Genomic DNA, 13,692 nt, shown 5'->3' with positions numbered 1-13,692 from the left:
GTCCATTTCCCTTGAGCGAAAAAGGACAGCGAAAATTCCTGCTGCCTTGGCCACCCAATATTGGATCAAAATGAATAGCAAGTTTCCCACTTCTAGTCCTTTTTGTTTCCCCAAACCCGGCGGCAGCCGATGCAATTCATCCGGTCGCCATCCTCGCTTGCGGGAAGTCGGGTCGCACGTCCGCGCCGCTCTGACCGTAAGTGAGTAGACGAAACGCTGTTCGAGATCGGCCAGCCAGGCCTCGTCAGCTCATCCTGATCCAGCAAGTAGCCCGCATGAGCGCTGCGATATGCGGGCTTGGAGAAAATCGCGGATATCGCTTAACCGGGCTAGCCTTGCTGTCCAGTTAGTTCTCTCACTCTTCTGGAATGAATCTCGATTTGGCGTTCTTATCGGCCGTGCGTCGACGCTCAGTTGATGACGCGGAAACTACGGCTCTTGTCACGTTCATCCTGAGCGTCGACTTCAGCCCTTCGGCGATCCGCCGCTTGCCGGATTGCCTGTTCGAGTTGCGACTTCATCTGCCGCGCTTCTGACTGCAGCGTCCGCAGATTTCCGCTTACAATCGATTTAAACGTCTCGATGGCAGCGTCAGCGCCATCATCGTCACGAACTGAGATCACCAATTGGTTCTGACCGATACGCACACGGCGATCCGGAATGCTACAATTAGACGAAGCAATCCGGAAACTGTCAGCGTCGCCAACGAATGGGACACTGACATCTAGCCACGGCTCTTTGACGTGATGATGGCCACCAAAGCCATCAGACACGTCTCGTTCCTCGATACGCCTCTTCGCCACAACCTCACCTTGGAAGTGTGCGACATCAAGTTCGTGCTTCGCGGCTATCTCTTGCAATAGTCCCTCGAGCGTCGGGCCGCGGAGAATCGAGCGCTCTAGATTTTCGACTTCTCGCACCGCGAGCGTTTTTCTTTGCTCAAATATAGCGAACAGCGAATACTGAAATAGTTTTTCCATTGCGATTCCCCAAAACGATGACCCTTCTAAACGATTGGAGTTGGGGTCGTCTGAAGCGGGCGCAACCCCTGGTTTCCTAAAATGATTAGTGTCAACCGCACCGAAATTTTTGCGTGTGTCGATTGACTCCTAGAAGGATACCCCAGTAACTCGAAGCGATTCGGCAGAGCGGGCAATCGCTTTAGAGGTTCCGTTTACGCTGGTTTGTGACGCAAGCGGACGTCGACTGTCTCGGCTCATCTGCGATAAGCCGCTTAAAACGCAAACCAGGCTTTGGCAACAAACGTTGCACCGCACCAGTTCGAGACCAAGCCAGCCGGGTTGGTAATGGGATCGACACGGCCGCCCGGTCGCGCGTTTGGATCCCCGGTAAAGACAAAACAGTTTTCTTTCGACAGATTGGTGTCGTAGTAGCGCAGATCGAGGTTGAGGACCTTGTAGGTGAAGGTCACGCCCGCCTGCCAATTGAGATAGGCGGGTAACGGGAAGCCGCCGAGATTTGGAGCCTGATGGCCGAACCAGGAATAGCCGGCAGCAGTCGTGAACGACACGCCGAGGTTCTTCGGCAGCAAACGACTTGGCAACTCGAAGCCCAACCCGGCCGCCAAATACTGACTCCAGGCGCCGGTGTTCGAAACATCTGGAGAAAAGGCGTAGCCGCTGGCGATGCGGATCGACTCGCCGATGCTCCTGTCGCCGCGGACTACCGCTTCCCAATAGTTGATGCCGTGCGTCTCGCCGGGAAGCCTCTCTCCGGGATAGGCGAAATAAGTGACGCCGAGATCGAAATCGATGTTCGCGATCTTCGGGCGGACGCCGCCAGTAGCGGTCAACTCAGCGGCTGGCTCAGTCGGCAAGGCAACGGTGGCCACTGTGGTACCGGCGTATACCGGGCCAAATCTTGCTTCAAGGGCACCGCCGGCTGCGGGCTGGTGATCGGAAAGCGTCGTCCCGCGATAGATGTAGTCTGATGCCACCCCGGTCCGGGCGCTAAATTCGAACTCATTCCCAGACGTTGCGTGGTTCGTATCGGCCGCAGACCAGCCGCGATTGCCAAGGCCGATCGCGCCGCCCGGGCTGATTTCGAGGGTTTGGGCGCGCGCCAAACCGCCGGGCGCAAACCACAAGCTTGCGAGCATAATTATCGAGGCGCTGCATACGTGCCAAACCGTTGCACGACCTCTCTCTCGCACTGTTATTCATCCCCCAAGAGCAACTGCGACGCTGACCAGCGCACCACCAATAGCGACCATCGAAAGACCCGCCGCCCAGGGCCGAAGCCCGCTGTGATATCCGAAGGCGTAACCACAGCAGAAAAGCATCACGATGGCGACCGCGTAGGAGATGCGCAACGCTAATTTGGCGTCGCTCAGGAATATGAACGGGATTACAACCGGGAAAGTCGAAAGGAAGCTTAGCAAGCAAAGACCCAATGCTCCGATCCAGTCTCGTTTCGTCAGCCTGGGACGCTGGTACGGCTCAGGCAATTGCTGCAATTTTTGCCGCATCAGTTCCAGTTGCTCCATGGGCAAGATCGACGCCAATTCCGGCGGCAATGCGTCGGCGATGACGCGTCTCGCTGTTTCCGGATCCCGCGCCTGCCGTATCGCGCGAAGCGTCAGGATATTGCCTCCCCGCTCATTGATGCGAGCCAACAAATAAAGACCGCCGTCAACGATGCCCCAAGCCAGGTTGCAGCCGAGCGCACCGATCAGCATCGTTTGAATCTTGATGTTGCCCGCTGTCGCGACACCGAGGCTGCAGATGAAGGTGAGGACCATGACAAGGCCGAACAAGGTCTCCGAGATCCGCTCCATCGGATCCAGCACACGTACCAAAGGAATACCTGAAACAGCTGACATCAAATCAAAACGCCCGTTAGCCCCAATCTCAGCGGCCGATTTTTCCGACTACTTTATTCAATGGAGTTACAGCCTTATGCGCCGTCGGCGCGGGGAGCACGGTGTGCAGTGTCGAAACACGATTGGAAACCTGGCGCCGCTCCGCGAATTCCGATGATGCGTAGGTAGTCGCGGCAAGTCAAAGCCAATGATTGTCGCATGAACGGCGATCAACACGTTGATCGAGGGCGCCCGGTTCTATTCGGGCGCCCTTCTTCTACACCGCTTCCTGTGTGGTCCGTCACCAACGCACGGGCGGAATTCCCTCAGTTCGGGATCCTCACCTGCCCGCCAGCGAAGGTGATCTGCACATTCGGCGCCGGGGCGTCGGCGATCGGCGGCACGTTGGCAAGCGTGATCGGCGGCGCGCCCGCTCCCCGGGGCGTCGTATGCACGACCTGGCTCGGCGGCAGCGCGCGACCGTTCCTTAAGTGGTCGAACATCAAATCCATCGCCTGGATGAAATAACGATGCAGCGGAACGAGCAGCGCATTGTAGCCGTGGAATTGATTGAAGCTGTCGAGGTGCTGGGCGTTGGTCACCTCGTAATAATGCAGCGGACTTTGCGAGCCCTCGACGATGTTGTTCAGCCCGAAATAGGCACGCGCGGCGAAATTCAGCGGCAAAATCGCGTCGTTCCGCCCGGCGACAAAGATCGAGGGAATTTGATGCAAATTGCCCGAGGCGGTGATTTCCTCGACGCTTTCCTCGATCTGCTCGGCCTCCTTCGCCTCCGCTTTATTCAGCGCAGCGCCGGTAGCCGCGTCACGCCCGAGCGCGAGCGAGCGCAGGCAGAGCGCACCCGCCAGGTTTTGATCGGCCGTCGAGGCGCGATCTTCCTTAGGTCCCCCCGGCACGGCATTGTTGATCAGATTGACGCCGCTGGTCGGCGGAATGCCGTTGCTCGAGCCGAAGATCTGGGCCTCGCCTGCTGCGGCAAGGGCAATTGGCGCGCCGGACGCATTGGTTGCGCCAAAACTGAAGTTGCAGAGATTATCGAGCACGCTGGAGCGGCTGTAGGCATTGGCATACGTCACCGAGATCGCCTGGTGCACGAAAGCGAACCAGTAACCCGGCGCCACGACATTCTGCTCCGGCTGGATGCCGAAATCATTGAGGATCTTCTGCGCCTCATTGGCCTGATCGGTTGCTGTGGTCGAGGTGAGCAGGCCCGCGGCATGGAGGCTCGCGCACCGCGCCAGGCTTGGTGCAAGGTTGAGCGGTGCTGCCGCGTTGGCGGGCGCGGCACTGGCGCAACCCTGAAAGACGTCGATGAGGGTGGTGTAATCGATCAGCGGCCGGCTGTGCGCGGCAAACGTCTGGCCGCTGGGCTGTACAATCGTGAATTTCGACGTGAATTTCGGATTGACGTTCGGCTCCCCAACCGCAAGGCCGTCGATCAAATGCTCGTCGTCCTGCTCTACGGCGCGCGCAGACGCACCGCCGCCGTTCGACACGCTGGAGGCGATCACGATGGTGTTGCGCTTGTCGAACGCGACGCCCTGGCCTCTGAATTTCTCGTTGAGCACCTCGAAGGCAAACTTGATCGAGCGCAGCACATTCTGGCCCCAGTCCTTTTCGGGGTTTTGCTGCGAGTGGGCGTGCTTGAAGGCGAAGCGATTGGGCGTTGCGGTGTTGAAGGCCGCCCGCTCGCCATCCGAGATCGCCGCCGTGAAGTTCGAGTCGTCGCCAGCCTGCGCTGCGTCAGCGCGCTCGCCGCGGATCAGGTCGACGGTATTGTTCTGCAGATCATCCGCCCCGGTGCCGGTGCCCTTGTCGGTGTAGGCGACCACGCAGCCATGCTTGAGGCCCCATTCGCCCGCGGTCGCGATCGCGCCGTAGACACCGCGCGAACCGGACGAAGGCGCGGTAATGATGCAGCTCGAGAAGCTGTCGGGCACCTGCACCATCATGGTCACGCGGGTGCGCCCGCCCCCGCCTTTGTGGAACGCGATGTATTCATCGCCCGCAATCAGGCCCTCGCTCGTCGTCACCGTGCCGTTGGCCGTGACGTTCGGCCCGTAAAGCGTGCCAAACCCGCCGCCCGGCGTCGGATCGACGAGAGCGCGGTAATTGTTGTAGATCGCGAGCCGGCGCAGTTCCTCGGCCGTTGGGTGAAGCGGATCGGCAAAGGAAGGCGGTGTCGCAGAGCCCAGCCCGGACTTGCCAAGCCCAGCCGTCAGGAGGTCATTGGTGACGCCATCATAATGGGTGTGAATAACACCCTCGTCGCCAGCCAGAGCGGGCGTGTTCGTGGTGGCGGCGACAAGCGCCAGAACCGAGACGGAGGCGAAATAGGTAGCGGCAAGCCTGACATTCCTGAGCATGTTCTACTCCCATGTGGTGCTGGCTCTTGCGTCCAGCTTCCATCAGCTTACTACGCACAAATTTTTGACACGAGTGCTTGACGGCGAGCTCAACCCCTGATCGGCAACAAATGCCGCCACTAGAGCTCCGATTCCGAAGTTCGCAAGCAATCGCGGCGCCCTCTGATGCGAACTTCGGAATCAAAGGAGCTCTGGCCTACTTGTTGATTTGAGTAGCGGCTTTGAATTTGAAGTTCCCATCACGAACTTGCCGCAATACCGATAGGAACTTCAAATTCGCCGCACTGGAGTGCTCATCGGTGCACAGTCGGCCCAGTGCTTACGAAACACGCAAATTATTTGTTGCTCAATTCGGCTTCGCGTCCACCGCGGCCGGCGGAATCGGCACTGGCGCATCCGGCGCCTTTTGTCCGCCGCCGGTAAAGCGCTCGAGCACCGAGCGCACGGCGTCGCGGGTCTTGCGGTCCTTGACCGCATCCAACAGCGGGGCGCTTGCCGGCGAACGCCGGATCAGGCTCTCCGGATCGGGAAAGATCAAGGGATCGTCCCACGGCCCCTGCACCACGAACGGCAGGTCGAAACCGGGCGCGGCATTCGCGTTCGAAGTGAGACTCGCAACGCCCTTCATGTCGAACTCGCGCGCCGGCACCGAAGCGGTGCCGGTCAGCACCACCCGCGCCGTGGGTCCTTCGATGCGGACGTCCTCGGTAGTGGCGATGCCGTCGGCAAATTTCACCGCGACGGTGAGATTGTCGTACGGCGAGGTGCCCGAGCGGAAGTTGCCGCCGCCGGACAGCGGACGCCGCTCGAGGCGCTTGAGCAACTGCTCGATGTTGAAGCCGGAAATCGCACCGTCGTGACCGGTGAGCGAGGCCGTGCCGTCGAGCGATTGCGCGAGCGCAAACGGGCTCGAGCCGGACGCCGCCAGCGAAACGTTGAGATTGCCGCGTCCCGAAAGCTTGTTGATGCCGAACAGTTCGCTGAAGAAAGATTGCAGATCGACGTCGGTGAACTCGAACTGGGCCTTCACGTCGGCCACCGTGTCGAGCCGCGCCAGTCCGAACGAGCCCTTGGCGATGCCGCCATAGACCTGCGCCTCGCCGATGCTCAAGGCCAGCGCGCCATTGCGCAAATTGGCGCCGATCGCGGTTCGTCCGAGTTTTGAGGGGCCAACGGTCACCCGTGCCGCCGACAGGCGCATGTCGAGGTCGGTTGTCGAGAGCGAATTGAGGTCAAACAGCTGCCTGTTCCAGTCGTGACCGCCCGCGAGCAGGCGGAAGGTCGAGACGTAAGGCGTGAAGTCGAGCGTGTCGGCGGCTAGCGTTGCCTGCACCGACTGGCGGCCGCTGTTGGAATAGGTCATCACGCCTTCGGCGAAGTTGCCGTCGAGTTCGACATTGACGTTGGTGAGCGCGATCGATGCTCCCACCGCGTTGGCGCGCGCCTTCAGCGCGAAGCGGCCGAATCCGCCGCGGCCCGGCGGCGCCTGCCCGGTCCAGCGCAGCGCGTTGCGCAACGACGTCGAATCGACCGTCAGCGTGCCTTCCATCATCATGCTGGTTCGATTGGCCACGGTGCCGTCGAAGGCGAGTTTCATCGGCGCGCTGGCGAGTCGCGCCTTCAGCCCCGAACGGTCGCCCGAAAGCGCGGCGATGAAGTCGGAAATCGAGATACTGCCGTCGACGCGCTCGCCGCGCCAGTCGAATTGCCCGGTGGCCGCGAACGAGCGTGAGATCGAGGGCCAGGCCAGCGAAAGATCGATATCGTCGAGCTTCTCGGTCAGCTGGCGGCCGAGGTCCTCGTAGGCGAGCGTGCCGTCCTGGATCCTGATTTCCGAAAACGACACTTGATTGTCGGCGCCGGGCTTCATGGTGCGCGCAATCGTGCCGATGAACGGCGTCCAGTTGCTCTCGCCATCGGCGGTGCGGACCACGTTGATGTGCGGGCGCAGCAGCATCAGATCGGCGATCTCGAAGCGCTGGAGCAGGAGCGGCAGCAGGCGCAAATTCGCCGTCAGCACGTCGACGGCAAGCGCCGGCTCCTCGGTGCCGCCGCCCTTCAGGCCGACGTCGTGAAAGGAGATATAGCTGCCCGGAAAGATCGAAATGTCGGCGCTGCCTTTCACCACGAGGTCGAGGCCGGTCACGGCGCGGATTTGCGCCTCAACCGCCGCGCGAAGGGCGTCCCGATTGAGCAGCCAGGTCGTCGCGAACAGGCCGATCAGTACCACGCCGAGAAACGCCGCGATCGGCATCCCGAGGCGCCTTATTCCCTGGGCCATCGTCAATGACATATCCTGGTCTGGTTGAACCTGTTCAGCCTGCGAGATCGAACGTCCAAGCCGCCCGAAAACAAAGGCAGGGTAAAGGCAGGGTATGAAACCCCGGCCAAGTTCCGCAACCTGAAGTGTTTTCTTGACGCTTTCAAGGCCGCCGGGGAACCGCCCTGCTCCCTCAACCCGCTTGCGGGGAGAGGGCCGGGGTGAGGGGGAGTCTCCGCGATACCGAATGCGTGAAGAGTCCCCCCTCACCCGGATCGCCCGTGCCGGCGATCCGACCTCTCCCCGCGCGCGGGGAGAGGTGACCGAAAGCCCAAATCTCCCGTCATTGACGCATTGCGAACATTTCGCCTAATACTCCGCCGAAAGTTTGGGTCAGCACTCCCTCCATCAGGTCAGATTTCATGAACAAGGTATATCCCGACGCCAAATCGGCACTCGACGGCCTTCTCAAGGACGGCATGATGATCATGTCCGGCGGCTTCGGCCTTTGCGGTATTGCCGAGACCCTGTCGGACGCGATCCGCGATTCCGGCGTGAAGAATCTGACCGTGGTCTCCAACAACGCCGGCGTCGACGGCATCGGGCTGAGCCGGCTGCTCGAGACGCGGCAGATCAAGAAGATGATCTCCTCCTATGTCGGGGAGAACAAGTTGTTCGCCCAGCAATACCTCGCGGGCGAACTGGAACTCGAATTCAACCCGCAGGGAACGCTGGCTGAGCGCATTCGCGCCGGTGGCGCCGGCATTCCGGCCTTCTTCACCAAGACCGGGGTCGGCACCCTGATTGCCGAAGGCAAGGAAGTGCGGGAATTCGACGGCGAGAAATACCTGATGGAACGCGGCCTGTTTGCCGATCTCGCCATCGTTCACGCCTGGTTGGGCGACACCGAAGGGAACCTCGTTTATCGCAAGACCGCGCGGAACTTCAATCCGATGATGGCGACCGCCGCCAAGATCACGGTCGCCGAGGTCGAAAACCTGGTGCCGGTGGGCCAGATCAATCCGGATCACATCCACACGCCGGGTATCTTCGTGTCGCGCATCGTCCAGGTCGGCACCGCCAAGAAACGCATCGAATTCCGCAACACAAGGCCGCGTCCTGCGGCGAACGCAACAGGAGCAGAAGTCTGATGGCCTGGACCCGCGAACAGATGGCCGCGCGTGCCGCGAAGGAGTTGCGCGACGGCTACTATGTCAATCTCGGCATCGGTATTCCGACGCTGGTCTCCAACTATATTCCCGAAGGCGTGCACGTTCAGCTGCAGAGCGAGAACGGCATGCTCGGGATGGGGCCGTTCCCCTACGAGGGCGAGGAAGATCCCGATCTCATCAACGCCGGCAAGCAGACGGTGAGCGAATTGCCGTCGACCAGCTATTTCTCCTCGGCCGATTCGTTCGGCATGATCCGCGGCGGCCACATGGACCTTTCGATCCTCGGCGCGATGCAGGTGGCGCAGAACGGCGATCTCGCCAACTGGATGATCCCCGGCAAGATGGTCAAGGGCATGGGCGGCGCGATGGATCTGGTCGCTGGCGTCAAGCGCGTCGTGGTGGTGATGGAGCATTCCGCCAAGGACGGTGCAAAACTCCTGAAGAAGTGCACCCTGCCGCTGACTGGCGAGCGGGTGGTGGACATGGTGGTCACCGATCTTGCGGTCTTCACCATCGACAAGCACGGCAACGACGGCATGGCGCTGATCGAGCTTGCCGAGGGCGTCACGCTCGACGAGGTCAAGTCCAGGACCGAGGCCGAATTCCGCGTCGCGCTGAAGAACGCGTAGGGTGTCGACGAAGTCATTCCGGGATGGTCCGAAGGACCAGACCCGGAATCTCGAGATTCCGGGTTCGATGCTTCGCATCGCCCCGGAATGACGACCCTAGATGACCTGGCTCACGCCTTCGCGGCGACATCCTCGAGGCCGCGATTGCGGGGTTCGACGCCCCAGGTCCACACCACCGCGATTTGCACGAGCACGAGTCCGATCATCAGCCAGACCACGCCGGGCAAATTGTAGTTTGCCATCAGCGCGCCGATGATGAAGGGCGAGACCACGGTCGCGCCGCGTCCGAAGGTGTTGCAAATGCCGTTGGCCCGCAACCTCATCTCGGTCGGGAACAGTTCCGGTGTGTAGACCCCGAACAAAATCGCGGTCTGCACATAGATGGCGACGATCAGGATGAATCCGACCGTGAGCACGATCGCAGGATCGGAAGCCGCGTTGGCACGGGCATAGGCGTAGCCGGACAGGATGGTGACGATCGAGGCGCCGATGATGCTCATGCGCCGTCCGATCGCATCGGACAAGTAGGCGCCGAGCGCGCAGCCGACGAGCGAAGCGGCCGAGAGCACGAGCGTATAGGCGAGCGAATTGGTAATGGTGAGGCCCTGACGCAGGAAGAACTGCGGCAAAAAGATCACGAAGCCGAAGATCAGGGTGTTGATCGTGATCAACACCCAGCAGCCGACGACCAGGCGCTGCAACAGCGGCGGCCTGAGCAAGTCGGCCGCCGCAACCTGCGGCACGGGCGCGGGAACCACGACCGGCGGCAGCGCCCTGCCGCCTGCGGCTTCGGTTTCGATTGCCTGCATCAACGATTCGGCCTCATTCGTGCGGCCTTGAGATTCAAGCCAGCGCGGCGATTCCGGCAAGTTCTTGCGCAGATACCAGACGACAAGCGAACCTGCGCCTGCGATGATGAACATCGGCCGCCAGCCGAAGTTCGGGATGATCAGATAGCCGAGCAGGGCGGTAGCCGGAAATCCGGAGACCACGAGGAACGCCATCATCGACAGCCAGCGCCCGCGCGTTTTCGGCGGCACGAATTCGGTGAGCGTCGAATAGCCGACCACGATTTCGGCCCCTAACCCAAGTCCCTGCACGAACCGGCAGGCGATGAGCTGGGTCATGTCCTGCGCGAAGGCGGCTGCGAATGAGGCCAGCCCAAAGATCAGAAGATTGATCTGATAGGTGAAGCGGCGGCCGAACTTGTCGCCGACAAATCCGGTGATCAGCGCGCCCAGCGTCATGCCGACAAAGGTCAGCGAGATGAACTGCAGATTCTGCGGAACGGTGGAGAACTTGCTCTGCACGGTCGAGGCCAGCACGCCGCCGGCGACATAGAGATCGTATCCATCGAAAAACATCCCGGCACCGACCAGCCAGAAAATCCGATAGTGAAACGATGAGATCGGCAAGCGGTCGAGACGCGCGCCGGCGTTTACGGTGGCAGTCATCTGAAATTTCCCCCTCTGATATCAAAATGCGGGCCGCCGTGTTTTTTTGGCTTGGCTGCTTGTCGTTTTTGTTCAGTTCAGCCGTCGCTGCGCCGCCGTGTCGCGGTACCAGTCGAAGGCTATCGGATTGGTCGCGACCATCACGCTCTTGACATTGAAATGATCGTCAAAACTCTCGGTGCCGAATTCGCGCCCGACGCCGGAATCATCGACGCCGCCCCAGGGCGAGGCCGGATCGAGCCGGTGATGGTCGTTGACCCAGACGATGCCGGCCTTCACTGCGGCTGCGACACGGTGGGCGCGCCCGACGTCGCGGGTGCGGATCGCCGCCGCCAAGCCGAACGGGGAGTCATTGGCAAGCCGCAACGCGTCCGCCTCGTCGGTGAACGGCGTGATCGAGGTGAAGGGTCCGAACACTTCTTCCTGGAAAATGCGCATGTCGGATTTGACGTCGGCAAACACGGTCGGCTGCACGAAATAGCCATTGTCGTGGCCGGGCACGTTGGCGCGAAAGCCGCCCGTCACCAGCCGCGCGCCCTCGTCGCGGCCGAAGTTGCAATAGGACAGGACGCGGTCGCGCTGGCGTGCCGAGATCACCGGACCGAGCTGGGTTTGCGAATCGAAGGGATCGCCGATCCGAATCCTTTCCGTCTTTGCCTTCAGCTTTTCGACGAACTCGTCATAGATCGAGGCCTGCACGATGTGGCGCGAGGCGCAGACGCAGGTTTGCCCTGCGCCGATGAAGGCGCCGAACGCCGCATAATTCACCGCCTGGTCGACGTCGAAATCGTCGAACACCATCACCGGGGTCTTGCCGCCGAGCTCCATGGTCTGATGCGCGAACGCTCTGGCGGCCGCACTTCCGGCGATGCGGCCGGCTTCGGTGCCGCCGGTCAAGACCAGCTTGTCGATGTCACCATGCTCGGCCAATAACCTCCCTGTGGTCTGGCCCAGGCCCAGCACCACGTTGAATACGCCCGGCGGCAGGCCAGCCTCGGTGAAGATTTTCGCCAGTCGCAACGTCGTCAGCGGCGTATATTCCGAGGGCTTGACCAAGGTCACGCATCCGCTCGCCAGAACGGCCGCCAGCGATTTGCACATGATCATCAGCGGGTGATTGAAGGGCGTGCAGTTGGCGACGATCCCGATCGGCGTGCGCAGCGTGTAGTTCAGGTAACTGCCTTCGACGGGAATGACGGCATCGCGCCGCGCCAGCGCAAGGCCTGCGAAGTAGCGGAAAAAATCCGGCAGCCTCGAAAGCTGCGCCCGCGTCTCGTTGACGGGGCGGCCATTGTTGAGGGTCTCCAGCCGATAGAGGCTTTCGAGATTGGCCTCGAACGCGTCCGCCAGCTGGTTGACGAGTTTGGCGCGGGCGCGGATGTCCATGCCGCCCCAGACCCGGCCCTCGAAGGCTAGCCGCGCGCTTTTCATCGCGCGGTCGACATCCTCCTGCGTCGAGTTCGGAATTTTTGCGATCACCTCGCCGGTTGCCGGATTGTGCACGTCCAGCATCTCGCCGCCTGCCTCGACCTCGCGCCCGTCGACGAAATTGCCGTGAATCTCGACCTCGATGCAATGGGGCTTTGCTGGAACGTTCATGCGTCCCTCCTTGTCCACGGCATTGCACCCCGGCGGCGGCAGCACGCGTCTTTACTGCGTAAAAGCACGAGAATTTTCCGGAAAAATTCGCCGGCAATGTCGCAGCCGTAAAATATCGCGTCAAGTCGCGAATGGCTTGAAAGATGCGGATTTTGATTTATCAATCGGACCGTCTCGTCGAGAGGCGCCTTTGACTGACGCGGCAGGATGATAAGTGGCATGGACCGCCTTTTCGCCAACGGCACGGTGAACGCTTTAGAACTCGGCCCGGGTTCAAGCCAGGCGCCGGCGTTGTTCCTGTTTCACTCGCTGTTGTCGGACCGAGCAAGCTTCGATGCAATCGCACCACGACTTGCGCGCTCCCATCACGTGGTCGTTCCGGAACTGCCCGGCTTCGGCCGCTCGAAGGCGGTCGGCGGCGGTCTTGCCGCGGTTGCCGACCGCATGGCGGAAGCGGTGAAGGATGCGGCCGCAGGCCGCGAGACGATTGTGCTCGGCAACGGCTATGGCGGGTTCGTGGCGCTGCAGATGGCGATCCGTCATCCTGCCATCGCCGACAAACTCGTGCTCGCCGATTGCGGGGCTGCGTTCTCGCAGAGCGGGCGCGAGGCGTTCAGCAACATGGCAGCGGCCGCGAAGGCCAAGGGGCTGTCGGCGATCACCGATGTGGCGATGCGGCGGTTGTTTGCGCCGGAGTTTCAGGCGGCCCACCCCGAGCTGATGCGCGATCGCCGGGAGGCCTTCCTGAACACCGACACAAAAGTTCTGCAGGACGCCTGCGCAGCCTTGGCCGAGCTCGACCTTCGGGCTGAGCTTTGGAGGGTCAAGGTGCCGGTGCTGGTCTTGGTCGGCGAGCATGACGAGGCGACGCCGCCGACGATGTCGGTTGAATTGGCACAAATGCTGCCGGACGCGCGGCTTGAAATCATTTCGGGCTGCGCGCACGTTCCGCAGCTACAGGCACCGGACGTGTTCCTCGACGCGATCGGGGATTTTCTTGCCGTGGGCCAATCGGTGCCTTGAGGTTTGTTGCGGTTCACGGCTTCAACAACCCGAAGCCGGACGTGCTGAAAACCCATACGGCCGTGCAGCTCCATCCATGACTCAAAGCGGACCTCCCGTTGATCTAGATCAACATGAGCGGCGCGAGACTCCGTTTTCCTTGCGACCTTGCGGCAGCCGTCTCCAAATCCCGGCTAGACCCAGCATCAAGGACGACCACAATGAGATGCAGATTTATCGGTCTGACGTTTGCCATCTCGATGCTTCCAGTCGTTGCGAATGCGCAGCTAACAATCGATATGGGCAAGATCACATGCGGCCAATACCTCGCCATGCCGCCGTCACAGTCGGATAATTTCTCTGCCTGG

At 61.2% G+C, this 13,692-nt stretch carries 10 protein-coding genes; 3 read left to right on the top strand and 7 right to left on the bottom strand.

Features of this window, described 5'->3' with window-relative positions:
• Positions 1-410: 410 nt before the first annotated feature.
• The 5 genes from VNX23_RS15645 to VNX23_RS15625 form a co-directional block, all read right to left on the bottom strand.
• Positions 411-980, bottom strand: coding sequence for a hypothetical protein (locus tag VNX23_RS15645; RefSeq protein WP_325631444.1), 570 nt, complete (start codon positions 978-980; stop codon positions 411-413).
• A gap of 254 nt (positions 981-1,234) precedes the next feature.
• Complete coding sequence (locus VNX23_RS15640; protein WP_325631443.1) at positions 1,235-2,119, bottom strand: TorF family putative porin; 885 nt, start codon at positions 2,117-2,119, stop codon at positions 1,235-1,237.
• A gap of 60 nt (positions 2,120-2,179) precedes the next feature.
• The gene (locus tag VNX23_RS15635; RefSeq protein WP_325631441.1) at positions 2,180-2,842 is read right to left on the bottom strand and encodes a VIT1/CCC1 transporter family protein; all 663 of its coding nucleotides are present in this window, start codon (positions 2,840-2,842) and stop codon (positions 2,180-2,182) included.
• 305 nt (positions 2,843-3,147) lie between these two features.
• Positions 3,148-5,208 carry a 3-hydroxybutyrate oligomer hydrolase family protein gene (locus VNX23_RS15630; protein WP_325631440.1) on the bottom strand — a complete coding sequence of 687 codons (2,061 nt, stop codon included), beginning with the start codon at positions 5,206-5,208 and terminating at the stop codon, positions 3,148-3,150.
• 346 nt (positions 5,209-5,554) lie between these two features.
• On the bottom strand, positions 5,555-7,489 hold the full coding sequence (locus VNX23_RS15625; protein ID WP_325631473.1) for an AsmA family protein: 1,935 nt from the start codon (positions 7,487-7,489) through the stop codon (positions 5,555-5,557).
• Between the two features lie 401 nt (positions 7,490-7,890).
• Here VNX23_RS15625 and VNX23_RS15620 point away from each other — a divergent pair, with 401 nt between their 5' ends.
• Both VNX23_RS15620 and VNX23_RS15615 read left to right on the top strand, forming a co-directional pair.
• A complete protein-coding gene (locus tag VNX23_RS15620; RefSeq protein WP_325631439.1) occupies positions 7,891-8,619 on the top strand; it encodes a CoA transferase subunit A in 729 nt (242 codons plus the stop codon).
• Complete coding sequence (locus VNX23_RS15615) at positions 8,619-9,269, top strand: CoA transferase subunit B (protein ID WP_325631437.1); 651 nt, start codon at positions 8,619-8,621, stop codon at positions 9,267-9,269. Before VNX23_RS15620 ends, VNX23_RS15615 begins: the two co-directional genes overlap by 1 nt.
• Before the next feature lie 110 nt (positions 9,270-9,379).
• Here the strand turns inward: VNX23_RS15615 and VNX23_RS15610 are convergent, their stop codons facing one another.
• Complete coding sequence (locus VNX23_RS15610; RefSeq protein ID WP_325631435.1) at positions 9,380-10,723, bottom strand: MFS transporter; 1,344 nt, start codon at positions 10,721-10,723, stop codon at positions 9,380-9,382.
• 72 nt (positions 10,724-10,795) lie between these two features.
• Complete coding sequence (locus VNX23_RS15605) at positions 10,796-12,322, bottom strand: aldehyde dehydrogenase (protein WP_325631433.1); 1,527 nt, start codon at positions 12,320-12,322, stop codon at positions 10,796-10,798.
• A 219-nt stretch (positions 12,323-12,541) separates the two neighbouring features.
• Between VNX23_RS15605 and VNX23_RS15600 the strand changes: the two genes are divergently transcribed.
• Entirely contained in the window at positions 12,542-13,345 is an 804-nt protein-coding gene (locus tag VNX23_RS15600) for an alpha/beta fold hydrolase (protein ID WP_325631432.1), read from the top strand.
• Positions 13,346-13,692 lie beyond the last annotated feature (347 nt).

It is taken from the genome of Bradyrhizobium sp., from assembly GCF_035570375.1.
GTDB lineage: Bacteria > Pseudomonadota > Alphaproteobacteria > Rhizobiales > Xanthobacteraceae > Bradyrhizobium.
This window is presented reverse-complemented; position numbering and strand designations above follow the sequence as displayed.